The organism is Methylobacterium sp. 22177 (assembly GCF_052045615.1).
GTDB lineage: Bacteria > Pseudomonadota > Alphaproteobacteria > Rhizobiales > Beijerinckiaceae > Methylobacterium > Methylobacterium radiotolerans.
This window is the reverse complement of the sequence record NZ_JBQEPK010000020.1, coordinates 87168-109649: the sequence shown is the minus strand read 5'-3', so window position 1 is coordinate 109649 and position 22482 is coordinate 87168. Positions and strand designations below refer to the sequence as shown.

General features: G+C 72.0%; 21 protein-coding genes. 12 read left to right on the top strand and 9 right to left on the bottom strand.

The genetic code is table 11. The annotated features are described in order from the left end of the window. From ACTJK8_RS18660 to ACTJK8_RS18640, 5 genes are all read right to left on the bottom strand, one after another. The coding region (locus tag ACTJK8_RS18660; RefSeq protein WP_440762346.1) for a KUP/HAK/KT family potassium transporter at positions 1-505 on the bottom strand (505 nt) is incomplete at its 3' end. 279 nt (positions 506-784) lie between these two features. Then, entirely contained in the window at positions 785-1657 is an 873-nt protein-coding gene (gene nadC, locus ACTJK8_RS18655) for a carboxylating nicotinate-nucleotide diphosphorylase (protein WP_012322353.1), read from the bottom strand. Then, entirely contained in the window at positions 1654-3177 is a 1524-nt protein-coding gene (locus ACTJK8_RS18650) for an L-aspartate oxidase (RefSeq protein WP_116656828.1), read from the bottom strand. Before ACTJK8_RS18650 ends, nadC begins: the two co-directional genes overlap by 4 nt. Beyond that, the gene (gene nadA, locus ACTJK8_RS18645; RefSeq protein ID WP_053621648.1) at positions 3174-4190 is read right to left on the bottom strand and encodes a quinolinate synthase NadA; all 1017 of its coding nucleotides are present in this window, start codon (positions 4188-4190) and stop codon (positions 3174-3176) included. The genes ACTJK8_RS18650 and nadA overlap by 4 nt, the downstream gene beginning before the upstream one ends. 138 nt (positions 4191-4328) lie before the next feature. Then, positions 4329-5159, bottom strand: a complete 831-nt coding sequence (locus tag ACTJK8_RS18640) for an aldo/keto reductase (protein WP_440762345.1) — start codon at positions 5157-5159, stop codon at positions 4329-4331. Between the two features lie 300 nt (positions 5160-5459). On the opposite strand from ACTJK8_RS18640, the gene paoA reads away from it, so the two are divergent. The 4 genes from paoA (at position 5460) to ACTJK8_RS18620 (ending at position 11030) form a co-directional block, all read left to right on the top strand. Continuing rightward, on the top strand, positions 5460-6116 hold the full coding sequence (paoA, locus tag ACTJK8_RS18635; protein ID WP_012322349.1) for an aldehyde dehydrogenase iron-sulfur subunit PaoA: 657 nt from the start codon (positions 5460-5462) through the stop codon (positions 6114-6116). Between the two features lie 10 nt (positions 6117-6126). Next, positions 6127-7101, top strand: a complete 975-nt coding sequence (locus ACTJK8_RS18630) for an FAD binding domain-containing protein (protein ID WP_058607429.1) — start codon at positions 6127-6129, stop codon at positions 7099-7101. 21 nt (positions 7102-7122) lie between these two features. Then, positions 7123-9345 (top strand): molybdopterin cofactor-binding domain-containing protein, encoded by a 2223-nt coding sequence (locus ACTJK8_RS18625; RefSeq protein WP_440762344.1) that lies wholly within the window; start codon positions 7123-7125, stop codon positions 9343-9345. A gap of 143 nt (positions 9346-9488) precedes the next feature. After that, on the top strand, positions 9489-11030 hold the full coding sequence (locus ACTJK8_RS18620; RefSeq protein ID WP_440762343.1) for an acyl-CoA synthetase: 1542 nt from the start codon (positions 9489-9491) through the stop codon (positions 11028-11030). Positions 11031-11158: 128 nt separating this feature from the next. Here the strand turns inward: ACTJK8_RS18620 and mgtE are convergent, their stop codons facing one another. Further along, positions 11159-12571, bottom strand: a complete 1413-nt coding sequence (gene mgtE / locus ACTJK8_RS18615) for a magnesium transporter (protein ID WP_373866325.1) — start codon at positions 12569-12571, stop codon at positions 11159-11161. 393 nt (positions 12572-12964) lie between these two features. On the opposite strand from mgtE, the gene pqqA (ACTJK8_RS18610) reads away from it, so the two are divergent. The 3 genes from pqqA (ACTJK8_RS18610) to ACTJK8_RS18600 all read left to right on the top strand — a co-directional run bounded on the left by pqqA (ACTJK8_RS18610) (position 12965) and on the right by ACTJK8_RS18600 (position 14302). Next, positions 12965-13054 (top strand): pyrroloquinoline quinone precursor peptide PqqA, encoded by a 90-nt coding sequence (gene pqqA, locus ACTJK8_RS18610; protein WP_041372433.1) that lies wholly within the window; start codon positions 12965-12967, stop codon positions 13052-13054. Positions 13055-13134: 80 nt separating this feature from the next. Beyond that, complete coding sequence (gene pqqA, locus ACTJK8_RS18605) at positions 13135-13224, top strand: pyrroloquinoline quinone precursor peptide PqqA (protein WP_020090597.1); 90 nt, start codon at positions 13135-13137, stop codon at positions 13222-13224. 124 nt (positions 13225-13348) lie between these two features. Further along, positions 13349-14302, top strand: coding sequence for a class I SAM-dependent methyltransferase (locus ACTJK8_RS18600; protein ID WP_440762342.1), 954 nt, complete (start codon positions 13349-13351; stop codon positions 14300-14302). A gap of 4 nt (positions 14303-14306) precedes the next feature. On the opposite strand, the gene ACTJK8_RS18595 is transcribed toward ACTJK8_RS18600, so the two are convergent. Together ACTJK8_RS18595 and ACTJK8_RS18590 are read right to left on the bottom strand one after the other, a co-directional pair. Then, positions 14307-15554 (bottom strand): NupC/NupG family nucleoside CNT transporter, encoded by a 1248-nt coding sequence (locus ACTJK8_RS18595; protein WP_012322343.1) that lies wholly within the window; start codon positions 15552-15554, stop codon positions 14307-14309. A 57-nt stretch (positions 15555-15611) separates the two neighbouring features. After that, positions 15612-16301, bottom strand: coding sequence for a TetR/AcrR family transcriptional regulator (locus tag ACTJK8_RS18590; protein WP_234741133.1), 690 nt, complete (start codon positions 16299-16301; stop codon positions 15612-15614). A gap of 74 nt (positions 16302-16375) precedes the next feature. Between ACTJK8_RS18590 and ACTJK8_RS18585 the strand changes: the two genes are divergently transcribed. From ACTJK8_RS18585 to ACTJK8_RS18575, 3 genes are read left to right on the top strand one after another with little or no spacing between them, the layout of a single operon-like run. Next, complete coding sequence (locus ACTJK8_RS18585; protein WP_012322341.1) at positions 16376-17221, top strand: SDR family NAD(P)-dependent oxidoreductase; 846 nt, start codon at positions 16376-16378, stop codon at positions 17219-17221. A 1-nt stretch (position 17222) separates the two neighbouring features. Beyond that, entirely contained in the window at positions 17223-18125 is a 903-nt protein-coding gene (locus ACTJK8_RS18580) for an alpha/beta hydrolase (RefSeq protein WP_012322340.1), read from the top strand. Continuing rightward, complete coding sequence (locus ACTJK8_RS18575; RefSeq protein WP_440762341.1) at positions 18122-19588, top strand: flavin-containing monooxygenase; 1467 nt, start codon at positions 18122-18124, stop codon at positions 19586-19588. The genes ACTJK8_RS18580 and ACTJK8_RS18575 overlap by 4 nt, the downstream gene beginning before the upstream one ends. A gap of 34 nt (positions 19589-19622) precedes the next feature. Here the strand turns inward: ACTJK8_RS18575 and ACTJK8_RS18570 are convergent, their stop codons facing one another. Then, positions 19623-20276, bottom strand: a complete 654-nt coding sequence (locus ACTJK8_RS18570) for a protein-L-isoaspartate O-methyltransferase family protein (protein WP_012322338.1) — start codon at positions 20274-20276, stop codon at positions 19623-19625. Positions 20277-20593: 317 nt separating this feature from the next. Between ACTJK8_RS18570 and ACTJK8_RS18565 the strand changes: the two genes are divergently transcribed. Then, a complete protein-coding gene (locus tag ACTJK8_RS18565) occupies positions 20594-21868 on the top strand; it encodes a PQQ-dependent sugar dehydrogenase (RefSeq protein WP_012322337.1) in 1275 nt (424 codons plus the stop codon). Continuing rightward, on the top strand, positions 21868-22458 hold the full coding sequence (locus tag ACTJK8_RS18560) for a c-type cytochrome (protein WP_012322336.1): 591 nt from the start codon (positions 21868-21870) through the stop codon (positions 22456-22458). Before ACTJK8_RS18565 ends, ACTJK8_RS18560 begins: the two co-directional genes overlap by 1 nt. Positions 22459-22482 lie beyond the last annotated feature (24 nt).

Genomic DNA, 22482 nt, shown 5'->3' with positions numbered 1-22482 from the left:
CGAACCAGACGAGCATGACGGGTCCGAAGACCCGGCCGATGGCGGCCACGCCCTTGTGCTGGACGAGGAACAGCCCGACCAGGATCACCAGGGTGATCGGCACGACGTACGGGCCGAGTGACGGCGCGTCGACCTTCAGCCCCTCGATCGCCGACAGGACCGAGATCGCCGGCGTGATCGCGCCGTCGCCGTAGAGCAGGGCCGCGCCCACCAGCCCGACCACCAGGAGCAGCGCCTTCCACGTACCCGGCCGGGCCTGACGGGCGCCGAGCAGCGCCAGCATGGCGACGATGCCGCCCTCGCCGCGGTTGTCGGCCCGCAGGATCAGCACCGCGTATTTCAGCGACACGATCAGGATCAGCGCCCACAGGATCAGCGACACCGCGCCCGTGGCGGCTGCCGGCACCGAGGAGCCGCCCACGGTCGCCGCCTTCACCGCCTCCTTGAACGCGTAGAGCGGGCTCGTGCCGATGTCGCCGTACACGACGCCCAGCGCGCCCAGCATGAGCGCGGCGCCCGGCCCGTGGCGGACCGCGCCGGGCTTGCGCGCCACCGGCGCCGCCGGAAGATCGACCGCCTGGGCAGCCGCGGAAGGCAGAGCTTGGCTCACGGTCGGGTCCGGTCGATGGCGTCGCTGTTGGGCGAAATCTTAGCGAGTCGCGCGTTCGGCGATAGACTCGGCAGATCTCGCGAGCGACCGCGACGAACACTCGTCACCCGAACGTGATGACAGTCGAAGGCCCGCGGCGGCCCCGCCGCGCCGGTGGCGAGCGGGGCCCGCCGATCAGGCGGCGTCGAGCCCCAGGTCGATGATCGCTGCCGAATGGGTGATCCAGCCGCAGGAGATCAGGTCGACGCCCGAGGCTGCGACGGCGCCCACCGTCTCGCGGGTGATCCGGCCCGACGCCTCGGCGAGGGCGCGACCGTCGATCATCGCCACCGCGCGGGTGAGCCGGTCCGGCCCCATATTGTCGAGGAGCACCGCGTCGACCCCGACCGAGAGGGCCTCCTCCAGCTGCTCCAGGCTGTCGACCTCGCACTCGATCTTCACCAGGTGGCCGGCCCGGGACCGGGCGCGCTCGATCGCCGGGACGATGCCGCCGGCCACCGCCACGTGGTTGTCCTTGATCAGCACCGCGTCGTCGAGGCCGAAGCGGTGGTTCGAGCCGCCGCCGGCGCGGACCGCGTGCTTCTCCAGGGCGCGCAGGCCCGGCGTGGTCTTGCGGGTGCAGACGATCGAGGCCTTGCCGTGCGGGCGCGCGGCCTCGACGAGGCCGTGGGTCGCGGTGGCCACGCCCGACATCCGGCAGAGCAGGTTCAGCGCCACGCGCTCGGCCGTGAGGATCGCCCGCGCCGGGCCTTCGAGACGCAGCACCACGTCGCCCGGCGCCACGCGGGCGCCGTCGCCGCGCTCGACCGTGACGGTGACGGCCGGGTCCACCAGCGCGAAGGCGATGGCGGCGGCGTCGGTGCCCGAGATGACGCCGTCCTGCCGCGAGGCGATCACGCCGCGCATCCGCTCGCCCGGCGGGACGATGGCGTCGGTGGTGATGTCGCCGGCCCGGCCGAGATCCTCCAGCAGGGCGGCGCGCACCACGGGCTCCACGAGGAGCCGCGGCAGGGGAAGGATCTCTTCGGAGAGAACCGACTGAATCATGGCGTCAGCACCTCCTCGGTGGACGGAGCCGCGCGGGGCGCGGCGATCGCGTCAAACAGCGTCGCTTCGGTGTGCGCGGCCGGAGCGAGGTGGGGGAAGTCGCTGCGCCAGTGGGCGCCGCGGCTCTCCCGGCGGGCGAGCGCGCCGCGGGCGATGAGCAGTGCGACGAGGGCGGCGTCGCAGGTCTCCGCCCCGGGCTCCAGGACGGCGACGGCCTCGGCGAGCCCCCCGGCGTCGCGCACGACGCCGACCCTGCTCTCCATCAGCGCGCGGATCGCCGGCAGATCGCCGGCGGCGCGCGCGGACACGGCCTCCGGCACGATGGCGGCGGGCGGCGGCGCGTCGAGACCGTCGGCGATGAAGCGCGCGTAGGCCAAGCCCTCCAGCAGGGAGTTGCTGGCGAGCCGGTTGGCGCCGTGGAGGCCGGTGGAGGAGACCTCGCCGCAGGCGTAGAGGCCCGGCACCGAGGTGGCGCCCTGGGCGTCCACCTTCACGCCGCCCATGTGGTAGTGCGCGGCCGGACGGACGGGAATCGGCTGCACGGCCGGGTCGATGCCGGCGGCGGCGCAGAGCCCCGCCACCGTCGGGAAGCGCGTCGGCATCGCGGCGCCGAGCGCGCCCCGGGCGTCGAGATACACCGTGCGGCCCCGCTGCAGCGCCTGGAAGATGCCGCGGGCGACCACGTCGCGGGGGGCGAGGTCGCCGCCCGCGATGCCGGCCATCACGGCCGCGCCGGTCTCGTCGATGAGGCGGGCACCCTCACCGCGCAGGGCCTCGGTGGCGAGCGGCATCGGGTCGGCGCCGGCCGCGATGGCGGTCGGGTGGAACTGGACGAACTCCATGTCGCGCATCACCGCGCCGGCCCGGGCGGCGAGCGCCAGCCCGCGGCCGACGGCGCCCGGCGGGTTCGTCGTCGCGGCATAGAGCGCGCCGACGCCGCCGGTGGCGAGCACCACGGCGCGGGCCGGGATGCGGAACAGCGCGCCGTCTCGCTCGGCGACAATGCCCGCCACCGCCCCATTCGTGTCCCGCAGGAGATCGCACGCTCGCGCGGTGACGATCTCGACGGAGGGCGCCTCCAGCACGGCCCGCACCAGCCCTTCGAGGACGCGGGCGCCGGTGGCGTCGCCGCCGGAGCGGACGATGCGGCGGCGGCCGTGCGCCGCCTCGAGCCCGAGGGCCAGCGCGGCGTCGTCGGTGCGGTCGAACGGGACGCCGATCCGCACCAGCCAGTCGATCAGCGCGGGCCCCTCCCCGGCGACCCGCAGCGCCACGTCGGGCTCGGTCAGCCCGGCGCCGGCGGCCTCCGTGTCGGCGGCGTGGAGCGCCGCCGCGTCGTCGGCGCCGACCGCGGCGGCGATGCCGCCCTGGGCCCACCCGGTGGCGGTGCCGAGGCCGAGCGCCGACGCGGTGACCAGCGTGACCGGGCGGGGCGCGAGGCGCAGCGCGACGCTGAGGCCCGCGACCCCGCCGCCGACCACGACCACGCGGTCGGCGTTGTTGGGAGAGACGGCGTTCATCGCGTGCGCACCTGGAGCATGCGCTCCACCGCGGCCCGGGCGCGGTCGGCCAGCGCCGGATCGACCGTGACCTCGTGGGTCATCGTCTCGAGCGACCGCCGGATGTTGCGCAGGCTCATCCGCTTCATGTGCGGGCACATGTTGCAGGGCTTGATGAATTCGATGTCCGGGTTCTGCGCCGCGATGTTGTCGGCCATCGAGCACTCGGTGACGAGCACCACCTGCTTCGGCCGCTTCTCGACGACGAAGTCCATCATCATCGCGGTGGAGCCGGAGAAGTCCGACTCGGCCACCACCTCCGGCGGGCATTCCGGGTGCGCGATCACCGTGACGCCGGGATAGCTGTCGCGGACGTCGCGGATGTCGGCCGGGGTGAAGCGCTCGTGCACCTCGCAGTGGCCCGCCCAGGTGAGGATCTCGACCTCCGGGATCTCGGCCTGGACGTTCTGCGCGAGGAACTCGTCGGGGATCATCAGAACGCGGGGGGCGTTCAGCGACTTCACCACCGCGACGGCGTTGCCGGAGGTGCAGCACAGGTCGGACTCGGCCTTAACGGCCGCCGAGGTGTTCACGTAGGTCACGATCGGCACGCCCGGGTACTTGGCGCGCAGACCGCGCACGTCCGCGGCGGTGATCGAATCGGCCAGGGAGCAGCCGGCGCCCATGTCGGGGATCAGCACCGTCTTGCTCGGGTTCAGGAGCTTGGCGGTCTCGGCCATGAAGTGGACGCCCGCCAGCACGATCACGTCGGCGTCGACGTTCACGGCCTCGCGGGCCAGCGCGAGGCTGTCGCCGACGATGTCGGCCACCGTGTGGAAGATCTCCGGCGCCTGATAGTTGTGCGCCAGGATGACGGCGTTGCGCTCGCGCTTCAGGCGCAGGATCGCCTCGATGTCTGGGGCGAGCGCCGGCCACTCGATCGCGGGGACGTGCCGGCTGACGCGGGCGTAGAGATCCGGAAGGGGCAGCCCCGGGATCGTCGTGCGGGAGACGGGTGCAACGGTCGCCGCCATGGCGTCCTCCATTATGCTCAGTTTGAGCATTGCGCCGTCTAACTTATGGGGGCCGCGCGCGCCTGTCCAGATATGCTAGCTGTGAGCATAAATCTTTTGCGGTGCGATGTTACGCTGCGCCGCCGAAGGCCGAAGCGATCAGCAGAAGGTCGCCGGGTCCGGCCCGATGCGGCCGTCCGTCTTGTCGAGACCGGCGATCCGCGCCATCTCGTCGGCGCCGAGCTCGAAATCGAACAGCGCGATGTTCTCGGCGATGCGTCGCGGGGTGGCGGTCTTCGGGATCGCCACGCAGCCGATCTGGATCTGCCAGCGCAGCACCACCTGAGCGGGCGTCTTCCCGTGCGCCTTCGCGATCGCGAGAATGACCGAGTCGTTCAGCTCCTTGCCCCTCCCCAGCGGGCTCCATGACTCGGTCACGATACCGTGACGGGCGTCCTCGACGCGCGGCTCCTCGCGCTGGAAATAGGGGTGCAGCTCGATCTGATTGACGGCCGGAGCCACGCCGGTCTCGCCGATCAGGGTGGCGAGATGCTCGGGCGTGAAGTTCGACACGCCGATGGACTTCGTGCGGCCCTCCTTCCGGAGTTCGATCAGCGTCGTCCAGGTCTCGACGAACAGGCGCCGCTGCGGACACGGCCAATGGATCAGGTACAGGTCGACATATGGGAGACCGAGCTGCCGCAGGCTCTCGTCGAAGGCGCGGCGTGCCTCGTCCCGGCCCTGGCGGTCGTTCCAGAGCTTCGTGGTGAGGAAAATCTCGGCGCGGGGGATCCCCGCGTCCCGGATGCCGCGCCCGACACCCCCCTCGTTGCCGTACGCGGCGGCCGTGTCGATCAGCCGATAGCCGGCGCGGAGGGCTTGGCCGACCAGGTCCGGAGCCTGCGCGTCCGAGAGCTGCCAGCAGCCGTAGCCGATCTGCGGGATGCGGCGCCCGTCGTTCAGTGCGAGGGTCGGGGCAGTTGCGGCCATGCGGCGTGTCTCCGGTGACGGCTGTCGCTCAACCCAAACGGCGTCGGCGCAACACGTTCCGAAGCGGCACGCCGAAGCGGCACGTCGCTGCGAGCGGAGCGGAGCAATCCAGCGCGGCGCGATGCCTGCGCAGCGTGTCCTGCCCCGGGTGGGTTTGCTCCGCTCCCGATGACGGGACGCTATCCGCCCGCGCTGAACGGGCGCAGTCTGGACCGGATCTAATCGAGGCGGATGCACGTTGGCGCACCAGATTCCAAGCTGCGCGGCGTCCCACGCGCGGTGCACGGGCGGGATGGCAGCATGACAGACGCGACTCCGACGAAGCCGCTCGCCCTGACGCGGCGGGCCGTGGTGGAGGGCTGCGCCGTGGCCGGCGCTCTGGGCGCCCTCGGCTTCCGCCCCGCGCCCGCAGTGGCGGCGTCGGCGCCGGGCGATCCGGCTCCGCAGACCATGCCGGTGCGGCTCACCGTCAACGGCCAGTCGCACGATCTCGTCCTGGACACCCGCACCACGCTCCTCGATGCCCTGCGCGAGCACTTGGCCCTCACCGGAACGAAGAAGGGCTGCGACCACGGCCAGTGCGGGGCCTGCACGGTCCTGGTCGACGGCCGGCGCATCAATTCCTGCCTGACGCTCGCGGCGATGCACGAGGGCGACTCGGTCACCACGATCGAGGGCTTGGCGGACGGTGACAAGCTCCACCCGATGCAGGCGGCGTTCCTGGAGCACGACGGCTTCCAGTGCGGCTACTGCACGCCGGGCCAGATCTGCTCGTCGGTCGGCATGCTGAGCGAGGCGAAGGCGGGGTGGCCGAGCCACGTCACAGAGGATGTCGCATCCACGCCGACCCTCAGCGACGCGGAGATCCGCGAGCGGATGAGCGGCAACATCTGCCGCTGCAGCGCCTACCCGAACATCGTCGCGGCGATCCGCGACACCGCCGCCAGCAACCTCTGAGGAGGCGCAGATGAAGGCCTTCGCCTACGAGCGCCCCGCCACCGTGCAGGACGCCGCCAAGCTCGCGGCCGAGCGGCCGAACGCCAAGTTCATCGCCGGCGGCACCAACCTCCTCGACCTGATGAAGCTGCAGGTCGAGACGCCCGCCACCCTGATCGACGTCAACCGGCTGCCCTTGGACAAGGTCGAGGCCACGCAGGACGGCGGCCTGCGCGTCGGCGCGCTGGTGCGCAACGCCGACCTCGCCGCCGACCCGCGGGTCCGGAAGGACTACGCCGTGCTGGCGAAGGCGCTGCTCGCCGGTGCGTCGGGCCAGTTGCGCAACAAGGCGACCACGGCCGGCAACCTGCTCCAGCGGACGCGGTGCTACTATTTCTATGACACGGCGATGCCCTGCAACAAGCGCGAGCCCGGCTCGGGGTGCTCGGCGATCGGCGGGTTCAACCGCATCATGGCGGTGGTCGGAGCGAGCGAGGCCTGCATCGCCACCAACCCGTCCGACATGAACGTCGCCCTGCGCGCCCTCGACGCGACGGTCGAGACGGTGAACCCCGACGGGCAGGCGCGCAGCATCCCGATTGCCGATTTCCACCGGCTGCCGGGCGACACGCCGCAGATCGAGACCGATCTGCGCAAGGGCGAGATCATCACGGCCGTGACGCTGCCGAAGCCGGTGGCCGGCACGCACATCTACCGGAAGGTCCGCGACCGCGCATCCTACGCCTTCGCGACCGTGTCGGTGGCCGCCGTGATCGCGGGCGCCGAGGGCGGCAAGCCGCAGGCCGCGCGCCTCGCCTTCGGCGGCCTGGCCCACAAGCCCTGGCGGGTGGCCGAGGCCGAGACGGCCCTGGTGCAGACCGGCTCGGCGGATGCCGCCGCCGACGCGGTGCTCAAGGGCGCCCGCGGCTACGGCAGCAACGACTTCAAGATCCCGCTGACCCGCCGGACCCTGCGCGCCGTCGTGGCGCAGGCGACGCGCGCGTAGCCCTCGCTCAAGGACCGTCCCATGGAGATGAACCAGCCGATCGGCCGGACGCCCCTCGACGATCGGCCTGACGGCCTCGTCGGCCAGCCGCTCGACCGCGTGGAGGGCAAGCTCAAGGTGACGGGCCACGCGCCCTACGCCTACGAGACCCGGGCCCTGGCGGATCCGGCCTACGGGTTCATCGTGCCGGCCACGATCGCGGCCGGCACGATCCGGTCGATCGACGCGGAGGCCGCCCGCAGGGCGCCGGGCGCGATCCTGGTTATGACCCACGAGAACGTGCCCGAGCAGGGCGAGAAGAAGGAGCAGGTCTGGCCCCAGCTCCAGGGAACCGAGGTCAAGTTCTACGGGCAGCCGGTCGCCTTCGTGGTCGCCGAGAGCTTCGAGCAGGCCCGCGCCGCCGCCATGCTGGTCAAGGTCCGCTACGACGCGGCCAAGCCCAAGGGTCTGCTCAAGGACAGCCTGGCGGCGGCCTACGAGCCGAAGCCGGTCAACTCGCCGCCGGATTCGAAGCTCGGCGACTTCGACGCCGCCTTCGCGGCCGCGCCGGTAAAGCTCGACGTCGAGTACGTCACACCGAACCAGATCCACGTGCAGATGGAGCCGCACGCCACCATCGCGTCCTGGGAGGGCGACGGGGTGGTGCTCCACACGGCCAACCAGATGCCGAACCGGGGTCAGAAATCCCTCGGTTCGGTCCTCAAGCTGCCGCCCGAGAAGATCCGGATCGTCAGCCCCTACATCGGCGGCGGCTTCGGCTCGAAGCTGCAGGTCCAGCCGGAGGCGACGCTCGCGATCCTGGCCTCGAAGGTGATCCAGCGTCCCGTGAAGGTCGCGCTCACCCGGCAGCAGGAATTCCACGTCGCGACCCACCGGACCGACACGATCCAGCGGATCCGCCTGGGCGCCGACCGGGACGGCCGCCTCTCGGCGATCAGCCACGAATCGTGGTCCGACACCGCCGAGGGCGACGGGTTCTTCGAGACCTCGGCCAACGTCACCCGGTCGCTCTACGCCGCGCAGAACCGCGTGACGCGCCATCGGCTGGTGAACCTCAACATGCCGATCGCCTCGGCGATGCGGGCGCCCGGCGAGGCCGTCGGCCAGCTCGCCTTCGAGTGCGCCATGGACGAGCTCGCCGAGCAGCTGAAGATCGACCCGATCGAGCTCCGGGTGCGCAACGAGCCGGCCGAGGATCCCGAGAAGAAGGTCCCGTTCTCGACCCGCAAGCTCGTGCCCTGCATGCGGGAGGGCGCGCGTCTGTTCGGCTGGGACAAGAGGCAGGCGGCGGGCTCCCGGCGCGAGGGCAACTGGCTCGTCGGCATGGGCATGTCGGCGGCCGCGCGCCTCAACCCGCTGATGCCGTCCTCCGCGAAGGTCCGGCTCGGACCGGACGGCGTGCTCGTGGTGCGGATGGCGATGACTGATCCCGGCACCGGCACCTACACGATCCTCACTCAGATCGCCGGCGAGATGCTGGGGCTGCCGCCCGAGCGCGTGCGGGTCGAGATGGGCGACACCGACTTCCCGTTCGCGGCCGGCTCGGGCGGATCCTTCGGCGCCGGCTCGGCGGGCTCGGCGCTCTACGTCGCCTGCGACAACCTCCGGCAGGCCCTGCTCAAGGCCGGCGACCTCAACCCGGACGGTGCCACGTTCCGCGACGGCGCCGTGACGTCCGGCAACCGCACCGAGTCGCTCACCGACCTCGCCAAGACCGGGCTGGAGGCCTCCGGCGAGATCAAGCCCGGCGAGATGAAGCAGAAGTTCTCGCAGTACTCGTACGGGGCGCACTTCGCCGAGGTCGGCGTCGACGTCGACACCGGCGAGATCCGGCTGCGGCGGATGCTCGGCGTCTTCACCGGCGGCCGCATCCTCAACGCCAAGACCGCGCGCAGTCAGGCGATCGGCGGCATGACCTTCGGCGTCGGCGCGGCGCTGATGGAGGATGCGGTGGTCGATCCGCGCTACAGCTACTTCGTCAACCACGACATGGCCGAGTACCACGTGCCGGTCCACGCCGACCTCCCGGAGATCGACGCGGTGTTCCTGCCGGAGCTCGACGACAAGGCGAACCCGCTGAAGAGCAAGGGGCTCGGCGAGCTCGGCATCTGCGGCGCCGGCGCCTCGCTCGCCAACGCGATCTACAACGCCACTGGGATCCGGGTCCGCGACTACCCGATGACCCTCGACAAGATGCTCAAGGGCTTCGAGGAGCAGGAGGGCCAGGCCCAGCGGCGGACGTGAGGGCCTGGTTCCGCTGACACTGCGCGCCCCCCGGCGTCACGGTCGCCGGCGGACCTCGCGCCGTGCGCGGCGGCGGCCCCTGTTGACGCAGGCGCGCCCAGGCGGGACACCCGGCGAAAAGCCCGCCCGCGGGGGAGCGCCCGGTGTCCGACAGCCAGCACGATGATCGCCGTCCGCCGGCCCGCTTCAACGCGGCGCGGTACTGCCTCGCCGAGAACGCGCGCCTGCGCCCCGACAAGACCGCCCTGGTGATGGTCGGCGACAGCACCGCGGACCGCCTCAGCTTCGGCGCGGTCGAGCGCGCGGTGCGCGGCATCGCGGCGGGCCTTCTCGGCCTCGGCCTGAAGCCCGGCGACCGGGTGATGATCCGCATGGGCAACGAGGCCGACTACGTCCTCGTCTATTTCGGTGCCCTGGCGGCCGGCCTCGTGGCGCTGCCCTCCTCGCCGCAGCTCACGGAGGGCGAGGCCGCCTTCCTGATGGAGAATTCCGGCGCCGCCGCCGTGGTCGTCGGGAGCGGCTGCACGGTCGCGCCCGAGGCTCTGGGCGGGCGCCTCCTGCTCGACGCCGCCGCGGTCGCCGCCCTGAAGGCGGGCCCGCCCCTGCCCGACTACGCCGACACCGCCGCCGACGACCCGGCGATGCTGATCTACACCTCCGGCACGACGAGCCGGCCGAAGGGCGTGCTGCACGCCCACCGCGCCGCCTACGGCCGCCGCCCGATGCTCGACCACTGGCTCGGGCTCACCGAATCCGACGTGATGCTCCACGCCGGCACCATGAACTGGACCTACACGCTGGGCGTCGGCCTGAGCGATCCCTGGTCGGTCGGCGCGACCGCGGTGCTCTACAACGGCCCGCGCGATCCCGGGGTGTGGCCGCGCCTGATCGCCGCCTACGGCGCGACCCTGTTCGCCGCCGTCCCGACGCTCTACCGCCAGATCCTCAAGTACGGCGACCTCGGCGCCCACGACCTGTCGAGCCTGCGCCACGGCTGCACGGCCGGCGAGCCCCTCGCGGTGGAGCTTCTGGAGGCCTGGGGTCAGGCCACCGGCAAGCCCCTCTACGAGGCACTCGGGATGAGCGAGATCTCGACCTACATCTCCAGCGGCCCGACCATCCCGGTGCGCCCCGGCTCGCCCGGTAAGCCGCAGCCGGGCCGGCGCGTGGCGATCCTGCCCGTCGCGGGCGAGCCCGTGCCGCTTCCCGCCGGCGAGAGCGGGCTCCTCGCCGTCCACCGGACCGAGCCGGCGCTGATGCTCGGCTACTGGAACCGGCCGGAAGAAGAGGCCGAGGTCATGCGCGGCGACTGGTTCGTCGGCGGCGACCTCGCCCGTCTCGACGCCGACGGCTACCTGTGGTTCGAGGGCCGCAACAACGACCTGATGAAGGCGATGGGCTACCGGGTCTCGCCCAACGAGGTGGAGGCGGTGCTGTCGACCCACCCGTCCGTGGCGGAGGTGGGCGTCGCCGAGCTGCCGGTGCGTGCGGACGTCTCGGTCATCTGCGGCTTCGTGGTACTCCAGCCGGGCGTCGAGCCCGACGCGGAGGGCCTGCTCGCGTGGTGTGCCGAGCGGCTCGCCGCCTACAAGCGCCCGCGCGAGATCCGCTTCCTGGATGCCCTGCCGCGCACCGCGAACGGCAAGGTTCAGCGGAAGCGGCTGGCCGAGGCGGTGGCGGGCTGAAGCAGGCTCGAACGCCATCCGGACGGGAGGCGGGTCCCCGCTCCCGCACGGGATAAGGGGCCGGTCGCTCGCGGTCATCCACGGCATTGGCCGGGCTGCGCAGCGTCCGACCCAGAGGGTCGGCGCGCCTACAGAAGCGTCCCGCGCAGGATCAGCAGCGCCACCGAGAAGTAGATGACGAGGCCAGTGACATCGACCAGCGTCGCCACGAAGGGCGCCGAGGCGGTGGCCGGATCGAAGCCGATGCGCTGGAGCAGGAACGGCAGCATCGAGCCGGCGAGCGATCCGAAGGTCACGATCCCGACGAGCGCCGCACCGACCGTGGCGGCGACCAGCGGCCAGTGCTCGCCGTAGTCGTAGAGGCCGAGCTTCTGCCACGCCACGATCCGGATCACCGCGATCACGCCGAGGATCGCGCCGAGGAAGATCCCGGTCGGCAACTCGCGCAGCGCCACCCGCCACCAGTCGCGCAGGCGGATCTGGTGCAGGGCCAGCGCCCGGATGAGCAGCGAGGTCGCCTGCGAGCCGGAATTGCCGCCGGAGCTCATGATCAGCGGGATGAACAGGGTCAGGACGATCGCCTTCTCCAGCTCACCCTCGAAACCCTGCATGGCCGAGGCGGTGAGCATCTCCGACAGGAACAGCGCGCACAGCCAGCCGGCCCGCTTCCGGATCATCGTGAAGAAGCCGATATCCATGTAGGGCTCGGGCAGAGCCTCCATGCCGCCGAAGCGCTGCACGTCCTGCGTCTGCTTCTCGATCATCGCGTCGATCATGTCGTCGACGGTGACGATGCCGATCACGTGGCCGACCGCGTCGACCACCGGCAGCGCCAGGAGGTCGTACTTGGAGATCAGCCGCGCCGCCTCCTCGCGGCTGGCCGTCGGCGAGACCGCGAGCGGCCGGCGTCCCGGCGCGACGCTGAGGACGTTGTCGCCCGGATCCCCCGAGATCAGGCGTCGCAGCGGCACCGCCTTGGTGAGCGCGCGGGTGCGCGGGTCGAGCACGAAGATCGCGTAGATCGTCTCGCGGGTCTTCTCGACGTGGCGGATGTGCTCCAGCGTCTGGCCCACCGTCCAGGTACCCGGCACGGTGACGAACTCGGTGGTCATGAGCGAGCCCACGGTCTCCTCGCCGTAGGCCGACAGCCGGTCGACGGCGCCGCGGGTCTCGGCGTCGAGGCGTGCGCGCAGGTCGGAGCGGCCGGGCTCCTCGATCTCGCGGAACACGTCCGTGACCCGGTCGGCCGACATGCCCGACAGGTAGCCCGCGACCCGGTCCCGCGGCAGCATCTCGATGATGTCGGCGGCGCAGTCGAGCTCCGGCTGGTCCAGCACCTCGATGGCCCGCTCCATCGGCAGGCCGAGCAGGATGGCGGCGGCGACCTCGGGGGCCTCGTCGTTGAGGGCCTCGACGATGTCGGGCGCCCGCTCGTCCGACAAGCGTGCGGCCAACACGGAGGGATCGACGCGCGTGTCGAAGGGGGCGATCTCGTTCATGGCCTCGCCTCGTGCATTACGAGGCGACGCGTCGCCGGTCATCCTGGGTCAGGGCCGTGACCGGCCGCCGCGTCGGTCGCCCCGCGGCCAGGCCTCTCAGCGGCTCAGGCGGGACGACGGCACGGGGCCGGGCACGGCAGGCACGATCGGTCGGGCACGTCGCTTCGCGGGTCGCTGCTGGAATGGGAGCGCGACACCGTCGAGGACACCGTCGCGCGGGTGCGTCGTGCGCCCGCGCGCAGAGCCCGTCAAGCCGAAACCGTGCCCATCCGCAGCCGATGCCGAACGGCGCCCCGGCGGGTGGCCGCGCGGCCACGGGAGGGTTGCGCGCGGCTCCCGGCCGAGCACCCTATGAGAAATATAAGTGTTGTGCTCGCTTGTATTGCGTCCAAGATATTGCCTATATGGATCGCACCAACAGCGAGGAGAAACGCCATGGCTTGGTCTGCCCCGATCGTGTCCGAGATCTGCGTCGGCATGGAAGTCACCAGCTACGAGTCGGCCGAGATCGACACGTTCCACTAAGTCGCGCCCGGCCTGGAGCGCGCGTCGCTCCGGCCTCCGCGGCCTCACCATCCACCGCATCAATTTACCTGGAGGAAATCATGGCTTGGTCCGCCCCCGTCGTCTCCGAGATCTGCGTCGGCATGGAAGTCACCAGCTACGAGTCGGCTGAGATCGACACCTTCCACTAAGACGTCGCTCCGACGGTGTCGGGCGCACGTGGGAAGTCGCGCCTCGGCTTGACGGGCCACACCAAACCTGTGCCGCTGTGGCGTCCCCGGACCGTCCGGGCCTGCGGAGCGAGCGAGGATCAGTTTGGCGGACAGCGCCCGAGCGGCCGATCAGTCGATCCCCCCCTGCCCGATCACCGGCGCCCCCGCCCTGCGCTGCGTCGAACGCCTGGACGCTGCCTTCCTGACGCTTCTCTGGCACCATTCCGGCCGCGTCGATGTCGGGCCGCTTCTGCGCCCCGCTGGCACGTTCCGGCTCTGGGAATCCCCGACCGGGCTGCTCTTCTTCGACCCGCCGGTGGCCGGCGACGCGGCCTTCTACCGGGCGTTCTACGGCCGGATCGCGGCGCACGATAAGCTCGCCGGACCGGAGACGGAGCGCCTGGAGTTCCGCCAAGCGGCCGCGCACGTGCCCGCGGGCGCCCGTGTGCTCGATGTCGGCTGCGGCCACGGCGGGTTCCGCGCCTACGTGCCGGACGCCATCTATACCGGCCTCGACCCGAACTTCTCCGCCGAGGACCCGACCGGCGCGATCCTCGACGAGACCGTGGAGGCGCACGCGGCGCGCGTCGGCCCGGTCTATGACGTCGCCTGCGCGTTCCAGGTGATCGAGCACGTGGCGGACCCGCTGGGTTTCGCCAAGGCGCTCGCGGCCTGCGTCAAGCCGGGCGGCGTGGTCCTGATCGGCACGCCGCTCTGGCCCTCGCCCAACACCACCATCCCGAACTTCGTCATCAACGCGCCGCCCCACCACCTGACGTGGTGGACGCCCACCGCCCTGGAGGCGCTGGCCGGCACGCTCGGCTGCACGCCCGAGGCCGTCCACGCCATCGGCATGGACCGGCACGACTCGCTGATCCACTGGATGGCCAAGGTCAGCCCCGTCCGCTGCCGCGACCGCTTCTTCCGGCGGACGTGGTCCTGGGCGGCGGCGCTCGCCTTCGCGTACGGCGTCGGCACGATCCTCGACCGCGTCCTGCCGGTGCCGAAGCGGACCCGCCCGAACGCGCTGCTGCTCGCGGCGCGCAAGGGCGCCTGATCCGTCACGCCACGAACAGCCCGGCGATCGCCGCGCTCGTGAGGTTCGACAGCGTCCCCGCCAGGATCGCCCGCAGCCCGTACCGGGCGACCTCGGAGCGCCGCTCCGGGACGAGGCTCGAGAAGCTCGCGAGCTGGATCGCGATCGACGCAAAATTGGCGAAGCCGCACAGGGCGAAGCAGACGATCGCCTGCGCCCGCGGCTCGAGGGTGCCGGCCTTCAGGACCGGCGACAGGTTGGCGTAGGCCAGGAACTCGTTGAAGGCGAGCTTCTGGCCGATCGCGCCGCCGACCAGGGTCGCTTGGTCCCAGGGCACGCCGAGGAGCCACGCCAGCGGGGCGAGCGCCCGGCCGAGCACGCCCTCGAACGAGGCGGACGGGTAGCCCATCCAGGCCCCGAGGGTGCCGAACAGGCCGTCCGCCAGGGCGATCAGCCCGACGAAGGCGATCAGCATGGCCCCCACCGAGACCGCCACCGCGAGCCCCTTCTGGGTGCCGTCCGCCGCCGCCTCGATGATGTTGGCCGCCCGTGTCTCGCCGAACTCCACCCGGGTGGTCGCGATCCGGGTCGGCTCCGTGGAGGGCATCAGGATCTTGGCGTAGACGAGCCCTCCCGGGATCGCCATCACGGAGGCCGCGAGCAGGTAGGTCATGGGTACGCCGAGCGCCGCGTAGCCCGCCAGGATCGATCCCGCGGTGGACGCGGCACCGCTCGACATGACGGCGAACAGCTCGGCCCCGGTCAGCAGGGCGAGGAACGGGCGCAGGGCGACGGCGATCTCGCTCTGGCCGATGGCGATCGTGATCACCGCGGAGAACGACTCGATCGGCGACGTGCCCAGGATCCGCCGGAGCACCGCGCCGAGCAAGCGGGCGAGCGCCTGCATCACGCCGAGATGGTAGAGCACGCCGATCAGCGCGGAGACGTAGAGGATCTGCGGCAGGACCCGCAGCGCCAGGATGAAGCCCGAGCCGCCGAACAGCTCGAACATCTTGGGCTCGACGAGCCCGCCGAACAGGAAGGCCGTGCCCCGGTCGCCGTAGGACAGCACGGTGACGACTCCGGCGGCGGCGGCCCGCAGCGCGGCTTGGCCGGCGGGCAGGAACAGGACCAGGGCGCCGAGGCCGACCTGCAGAGCCAGGCCGGTGAGGACCACGCGGGGACTGATCGCCCGCCGGTTCGTCGAGAACAGGAACGCGACGGCGAGCAGCACGAGGAGGCTGAGGCCGGCATGGGTCAGGCGGTCGAGCATCGCGTCCTTCGGGTCCGAGCTTGGCCGGGGCGCATGGAAGGATCGGGCCAGGGGCCGTCAGATGGGACCTTCCGGCACGAGATAGGGCGCGAAGAGGTCGCGCACCTGCGCGAAGCCCCAGTCCCGGTCCGCCTCCGTGAGGGCGGTGCCGCCCTGGAGGCGGTGGCTCATCCAGTGGCTGGACACGATCCAGGCATTGTCGATGAGCCGGCCGAGCGCGTCCGGGGCGACGCGCAGCCGCCCTGCCCGCACGGCCGCCTCGAACACGCCGCGGGCCAGCGCCTGGGTCTCGGCCCGGAGGGTATGGACCCGGGCGCGCAGGGCCGGCGCGATCTCCACCATGGCGATGCCGTCGCGGTAGACGCAGCGGTAGCGCCACATCAGGTCGAACCACGCCCGTTGATAGGCGAGCAGCGCCTCCGGCGCCGCGGGGTCGGCGGGCATCCGACCCGCGACCGCCACGGCCTCGGTCTCGAAGGCCGCGAACAGGGCTTCGACCAGGCCGCGCTTGCGCGGGAAATGGTACTGCAGATTGCCCTCGCGGATCCCCGCCGCGGCCGCGATCTCCGCCGTCGTGACGTGGCCGAGGCCGCGGGCATTGAACAGCGCGAGGCTGACCGCGAGGATCCGGGTGCGCGTATCGGGGGACGCGGCGGCGAGATCGGCCTCCGGATCGACATCCGCCCCGCGCTCACCCCTCCGAACCTCGCCCCGCGACATGATCCCGTCCCCGTCTAGGGTGCTCACCCTAGACAATCCGGCCGGCCGGGCCTATCCCCCGAGAACAGTCGATCCGGATCGACGGCACGGGGAGGCGCGGTTTGGCACAGCGGTTCCAACTCGCGGGCGCGGTGGCCCTGATCACCGGCGCGGCGAGCGGCATCGGCTCGGCACTGGCCGAGGGCCTGGCCGCGAAGGGCTGCACGCTTCTCTTGGTGGACCGGGACGAGACCGGCCTCGCGGCCGTCGCTGCCCAGATCCGCGGGGTCACGGTCGCGACGCGCGTCCTCGACCTCACGGATGCCGAGGGGATCCGCGCGCTGCCCCACTGGGTCGCGGAGCAGTCCGGGCACCTCGACCTGCTGATCAACAATGCCGGCGTCGCCCTCGGAGGCCGGTTCGACGAGACGCATCTCGACGACTTCGAGTGGCTGCTCGACATCAACCTGCGCGCCGTCGTGCGGATGTGTCACGCCTTCCTGCCGATGCTGCGCGCCCGTCCGGCGGCGCAGATCGTCAACCTGTCGAGCCTGTTCGGCCTGATCGCGCCGCCGGGGCAGGTTGCTTACTGCACCAGCAAGTTCGGGGTGCGCGGCTTCTCGGAGGCCCTCCGGCACGAGTTCGACGGCACCGGCCTCGGCGTGACGGTGGTCCATCCGGGCGGCGTCGCCACCGCCATCTCCCGCAACGCCCGCGGCCGGCGGCCGCCCACCGATCCGGAGGCGGCGAAGCGCGCGGCCGTGGAGGACGAGAAGGCCCGGGCGGCGTTCGGCAAGCTCCTGACCCTGGCGCCGGCCGACGCGGCCGCCGCCATCATCCGCGGCATCGAGGCCCGGGCGCCCCGGATCGTCGTCGGCAAGGACGCCAAGAACGCCGCGCTGATCCAGCGCCTGATGCCGGTGGGCTACTGGAAGACGATCGTGCGCCTGTCCGGAGGGACGCTCTGAGATGGCGAGCCTGCGCGCGTATCTCGGCGCCTACATGGTCCGCAGCCGGGTTCGGGGCCCCCTGTCCCGGGCGCGGGACGCGGCCGCGTTCCGCCGGATCTTCGAGGCGCCGACCTTCCCCGACCCCAAGGGCGTCACCTACGAGCCGGGCATCGTCGGCGGCGTGAAGGGCGAGTGGGTTCGGCCGAAGGCCGGGCCCGGCCGGCGGATGCTCTACATCCACGGCGGCGGCTTCATCGCGTGCTCGCCGCGCACGCACCGTCCCATCACCGGCGCGCTGGCGAACCGGGGCTTCACGATCTTCGCGCCCGACTACCGCCTCGCCCCCGAGCACCCGTTCCCCGCGGCGGTCGACGACGTGACCGCCGCCTGGGCGGCGTTCAGCGCCGAGGGGGCCGCCTGCGTGGCGGGCGAGTCGGCCGGCGGCAACCTCGCCCTCGTGCTGATGGGCCAAGCCCGCGCCCGCGGCCTGCCGATGCCCTGGGCGGCGGCCCTGTTCTCGCCGGCCACGGACTTCGTCTCCGAGGACGGGTCGCGGGTGACCAATGCGTGGCGCGACGCCATGTTCGACCCGCAGGCGCTCGCGGCGATCCGGCCGATGTATCTGGGCGCCGCCGATCCGGCCGATCCGCGGGTCTCGCCGCTCTTCGGCGACCCGACCGGCTTCCCGCCGCTGCTGTTCCATGTCGGCGCCCGCGAGGTCTTGCGCGACGACTCCGTGCGCATGGCGGAGCGGGCCCGCGCGGCCGGCGTCGAGACCGAGCTCAAGCTCTTCCCGGTCGTGTCCCACGCTTGGCAGTTCGCCGCCGGCGTGCTGCCCGAGGCGCGAACCTCCCTCGACGAGGCCGCGGCCTTCCTGACGGCGCACGCGCCCCACGCCCCCTTCGGGAGCCCTCAGCGATGACCGAGCCCGCGTCCGAGACCCTGGCCGTCCTGATCGTCGGCGCCGGCTTCTCGGGGCTCGCGATGGCGATCCGCTGCCGGCAGGCGGGAATCGGGCCGCTGCGGGTGATCGAGAAGGCCGACGGGATCGGCGGCACGTGGCACGACAACACCTATCCAGGGGCGGCCTGCGATATCCCCTCGCACCTCTACTCGCTGTCCTTCGCCCCGAAGGCCGACTGGAGCCGGATGTACGCGCCGCAGCCGGAGATCCTGGCCTACCTCCGGGACACCGCCGAGCGGAACGGGTTGATGCCCCTGATCCAGCTCGGGACGACCTTCACCGGAGCCACCTGGGACGCGGAGCGCGCCCTGTGGCACGTGGAGACCGACCGGGGGCGGATCACGGCGCGCGCGATCGTCGCGGGCATGGGCGGGCTCCACCATCCGGCCTTCCCGGACATCCCGGGCCGCGACCGGTTCGCCGGCCCCGCCTTCCACACGGCGGCCTGGGATCACTCCGCGGCGCTGGCCGGCAAGCGCGTCGGGGTGATCGGCACCGGTGCGAGCGCGATCCAGGTGGTGCCGGAACTCGCCGCCGTCGCGTCCCACCTGACGCTGTTCCAGCGCACCCCGCCCTGGATCATGCCCAAGAACGATCACGCCATCGCGGAGCGTGCCCGGGACCGCTACCGGCGCCTGCCGCTCAGCCGGCGGCTCGAGCGGGCGCGGCTGTTCTGTCTGCACGAGGTGCGGGCGCTGCTCGGCTTCACCAAGGTCTCGAAGCTCACCGGCCAAGCCGAATCCCTCGCGCGGCACCATCTCGCCAAGGCTGTCCCCGACAAGGCCCTGCGGGCGAAGCTGACGCCGAACTACCGGCTCGGCTGCAAGCGGGTGCTGATCTCCGACGACTACTACCCCGCGCTCCAGCGCCCGAACGTCACCCTGGAGACGGACGGCATCGCCCGGATCACCGAGACCGGCGTGACCACCGAGACCGGGCGGCATCACGAGCTCGACGTGATCGTCTACGCCACGGGTTTCGACGTGGCCGCGACCTTCGCGCGGATGCACCTCGTCGGCCGCGACGGCCGGAGCCTGACCGAGGCCTGGGCCGGCGGCGTGGGCGCCTACCAGGGCATCACGGTCGCGGGGTTCCCGAACTTCTTCATGCTGCTCGGGCCCAATACCGGGCTGGGGCACAACTCGGTCGTCTCGATGATCGAGATCCAGGTGCAGCACGTCCTCGACTGTCTGACGGCGCTCGGGCGCGGGACGAAGACCGTCGAGGTCCGGCCGGAGGCTCAGGCCCGGTTCGTCGACCGGCTCCAGAGCCGCATGGCCGACAGCATCTGGCAGGCCGGGGGCTGCCGCAGCTGGTACCTCGACGCGACCGGGCGCAACAGCACCCTCTGGCCCGACTCGGTCATGGCCTATCGCCGGAGCGCCCGCCGCGCCCGGCTGAGGGATTACAGGCTCGGCTGATCGGGGCGCACGCGTGCGCCGCCTCGGCGCGGTGTCAGAACGCGAAGCCGGCTTCCGCCGCGAAGGCCTCCAGATTGGGCAGCGACGCGTCGAACAGCGGGCGGGCCCCGAACGCGTCGCCGGCGCGCACGAAGAGGGTGACCTTGGCGTTGCGATGCGGGCCGAACACGCAGATCAGGCGGCCGTCGTCCTTGAGCTGGTTCAGCAGCGCCTGCGGCCGGACCTCGACGCGGCCGTTGATCAGGATGACGTCGAACGGGCCCTGCTCGGGGGCGCCGTCGGCGATCGGGCCCTCGATCACCTGGGCCGAGGCGCCGAGCCGGGTGCGCGCCGCCGCGGCGAGATCGGGCACCGATTCCAGCGCCGTGACCTGCGCGCCGAGCTGCGCCATGATGGCGGCGGCGTAGCCGTAGCCGGTGGCGACGTCGAGGGCGGCGACGCCCGGGCGGACCCGCAGGGCCTGGATCATCCGGGCCACGACCATCGGGGCCGGCATGCAGCGTGTCTCGCCGTCGGCCTCGCCGAGGTTCAGGGTCTGGTCGATATACGCGAAGGGCTCGCGGCCCTTCGGCACGAAGGCCTCGCGCGGCACGGTGTCGAACGCGTCGAGCACTGTGTTGTCGTTCACGTCGAAGGTCCGCAACTGGCAGTCGACCATCATCCGCCGCGCCTGCGCGTAATCGATCATCGATACGTGTCCTCGAACCGGATCGGAACGCCGCGTCGGCCGGGCTCCGGCGGACGGCCGGCATCCCCGGCCAAGCCTAAGCTTCCCGGACGGGGGGCGTTTTCGGAGATCATCGCCCAAAACGCAAGGTGAGCCGACGCGACAGCCGGCGATGGCCCTGGAGGGCGCGGCGGCGCACCTGATCTCGGCCCGCGTTACGGCGGCCGCGGAGTGTCGCCTCCGCGGCGCCCGGCCCGGTCGCGCTCTCCGGCCGACCGTTGAATAAAGAGTGCAGAGCGAGCGGACGGTCCGCGGGGCCGCCCCCACCGGGAGACATCATGACGCCGATCAGCCAGCCGATCCTGACCCGCAGCCTCACCGCCGCCCTCGCCGGACTCGGTCTCGGCCTGATGGGATCCGGCCCGGTCGCCGCGCAGGAGACGCCCGCGACCGCGGCCCCGCCGCCCAGCGTCCAGGTCGATCGCGGCTCGGCCCTCTACGGCCGCCCCGAGGGCGGCGCCGCGGCCAAGCTCGCGCCGGTGGCCGGACCGCCGCTGGCGACCGCGGCCGCCAAGCTGCCGCTCGACAAGCTGACGGTTCCGGACGGCTTCAAGATCGAGGTCTACGCCAGCGGCCTCGCGAATGCCCGCGAAATGACCCAGGCGCCGGACGGCACGCTGTACGTGGGCACCCGGACGGTGGGGAAGGTCTACGCCGTGCTGCCGAAGCCGGACGGCGACGGGAAGCGCGCGGTGAAGACCATCGCGACGGGCCTGCACCGGCCGAACGGCGTCGCGTACCACGACGGCGCGCTCTACGTCGCCGAACTCTCGAAGATCTGGCGCTACGACGACATCGCGAACCATCTCGATGGCGCGGCGAAGCCGACCCTGGTCTACGACGACCTTCCGAAGGACGAGGCCCACGGCTGGAAGTTCATCGCCATCGGCCCGGACAACAAGCTCTACGTCCCGGTCGGCGCGCCGGGCAACATCGTGATGCCGCCGGACACCCACGCGCAGATCCGGCGGATGGACCTCGACGGCAAGAACGCCGAAGTGATCGCCCGCGGCGTGCGCAACACCGTCGGGTTCGACTGGAACCCGAAGACCAAGCAGCTCTGGTTCACCGATAACGGCCGCGACTGGGTCTCGGAGGACATCCCGAACGACGAGCTGAACGTGCTCACGGAGCCGGGCAAGCAGCATTTCGGCTATCCGTACTGCCACCAGGGCACGTTCACGGATCCGGAATACGGCTGGGGCCACGCCTGCTCGGAATTCACCGCGCCGGCGGCGCTCCTCGGCCCGCACACGGCCTCGCTCGGCCTGCGGTTCTACACCGGAACGCAGTTTCCGGAGGCCTACCGGGACGCGATGTTCGTCGCCCGGCACGGCTCGTGGAACCGCACGACCAAGCTCGGCGGCGACGTGGTCGTGGCCAAGCCCGGACCGGACGGCAAGACCGCCGCGGTGGAGCCGTTCCTGACCGGCTTCCTTCAGGACAACAAGTATGTCGGCCGGCCGGTCGACGTGCTGGTCGCCAAGGACGGATCGCTGCTCGTTTCCGACGACTACAACGGCGCGATCTACCGCGTCAGCTACGGCCGGTGATGCGCCGCCATCTCCGTTTGATCCGCGGGCTGGTCTATGCCCTCGGCGGGCTGCTGCTCACGGGCGCGACGCGCGCCGCCCCGGACGCGGCGATGCAGGAGCGCCTCGCTCCCTGCATCGGCTGCCACGGGGCCGGCACGTCGGCGACGGAGGGCGTGCCTTCGCTCGGCGGGCAGCTCCCGGACTACGTGGTCACGCAGCTCTTCCAGTTCCGGGAGAAGCAGCGGGAGGCGCCGCCGATGAACGAGGTGGCCGCCGGATTCTCCGACGACGACCTGCGCGGCTACGCCGACGCGGTGGCGACGCTGCCGCCGCCCGCCTGGGCCGGGCCACCGGCCGACGCGGCTCTGGCGGCGCGCGCGCAGGCGCTCGTCGCCAAGCACCAGTGCAATTCCTGCCACGGACCGGACCTCGCGGGCCGCGACGCGATCCCGCGGATCCGCGCGCAGCGGGAGGATTACCTCGCCAAGGCGCTCGCCGCCTACAAGTCGAACGCCCGGCCCGGCTACGATCCCGCCATGAACGAGGTCGCGCAGGGCCTGAGCGAGGCGGACATCAAGGATCTCGCGGCCTACGTGTCGCGGCTCTGACACGACCTCCCTCTGACCGCGACG

Excerpts from the sequence above, each read along its gene's own strand:
- nadC (WP_012322353.1), bottom strand. The coding sequence starts at position 1,657 with ATGATTCAGTCGGTTCTCTCCGAAGAGATCCTTCCCCTGCCGCGGCTC.
- ACTJK8_RS18595 (WP_012322343.1), bottom strand. The coding sequence starts at position 15,554 with ATGCTCGACCGCCTGACCCATGCCGGCCTCAGCCTCCTCGTGCTGCTC.
- mgtE (WP_373866325.1), bottom strand. The coding sequence starts at position 12,571 with ATGACCGGCGACGCGTCGCCTCGTAATGCACGAGGCGAGGCCATGAAC.
- paoA (WP_012322349.1), top strand. The coding sequence starts at position 5,460 with ATGACAGACGCGACTCCGACGAAGCCGCTCGCCCTGACGCGGCGGGCC.
- ACTJK8_RS18580 (WP_012322340.1), top strand. The coding sequence starts at position 17,223 with ATGGCGAGCCTGCGCGCGTATCTCGGCGCCTACATGGTCCGCAGCCGG.
- nadA (WP_053621648.1), bottom strand. The coding sequence starts at position 4,190 with ATGGCGGCGACCGTTGCACCCGTCTCCCGCACGACGATCCCGGGGCTG.
- ACTJK8_RS18570 (WP_012322338.1), bottom strand. The coding sequence starts at position 20,276 with ATGATCGATTACGCGCAGGCGCGGCGGATGATGGTCGACTGCCAGTTG.
- pqqA (WP_041372433.1), top strand. The coding sequence starts at position 12,965 with ATGGCTTGGTCTGCCCCGATCGTGTCCGAGATCTGCGTCGGCATGGAA.
- ACTJK8_RS18575 (WP_440762341.1), top strand. The coding sequence starts at position 18,122 with ATGACCGAGCCCGCGTCCGAGACCCTGGCCGTCCTGATCGTCGGCGCC.
- ACTJK8_RS18640 (WP_440762345.1), bottom strand. The coding sequence starts at position 5,159 with ATGGCCGCAACTGCCCCGACCCTCGCACTGAACGACGGGCGCCGCATC.
- ACTJK8_RS18625 (WP_440762344.1), top strand. The coding sequence starts at position 7,123 with ATGGAGATGAACCAGCCGATCGGCCGGACGCCCCTCGACGATCGGCCT.
- ACTJK8_RS18565 (WP_012322337.1), top strand. The coding sequence starts at position 20,594 with ATGACGCCGATCAGCCAGCCGATCCTGACCCGCAGCCTCACCGCCGCC.
- ACTJK8_RS18560 (WP_012322336.1), top strand. The coding sequence starts at position 21,868 with ATGCGCCGCCATCTCCGTTTGATCCGCGGGCTGGTCTATGCCCTCGGC.
- pqqA (WP_020090597.1), top strand. The coding sequence starts at position 13,135 with ATGGCTTGGTCCGCCCCCGTCGTCTCCGAGATCTGCGTCGGCATGGAA.
- ACTJK8_RS18650 (WP_116656828.1), bottom strand. The coding sequence starts at position 3,177 with ATGAACGCCGTCTCTCCCAACAACGCCGACCGCGTGGTCGTGGTCGGC.
- ACTJK8_RS18630 (WP_058607429.1), top strand. The coding sequence starts at position 6,127 with ATGAAGGCCTTCGCCTACGAGCGCCCCGCCACCGTGCAGGACGCCGCC.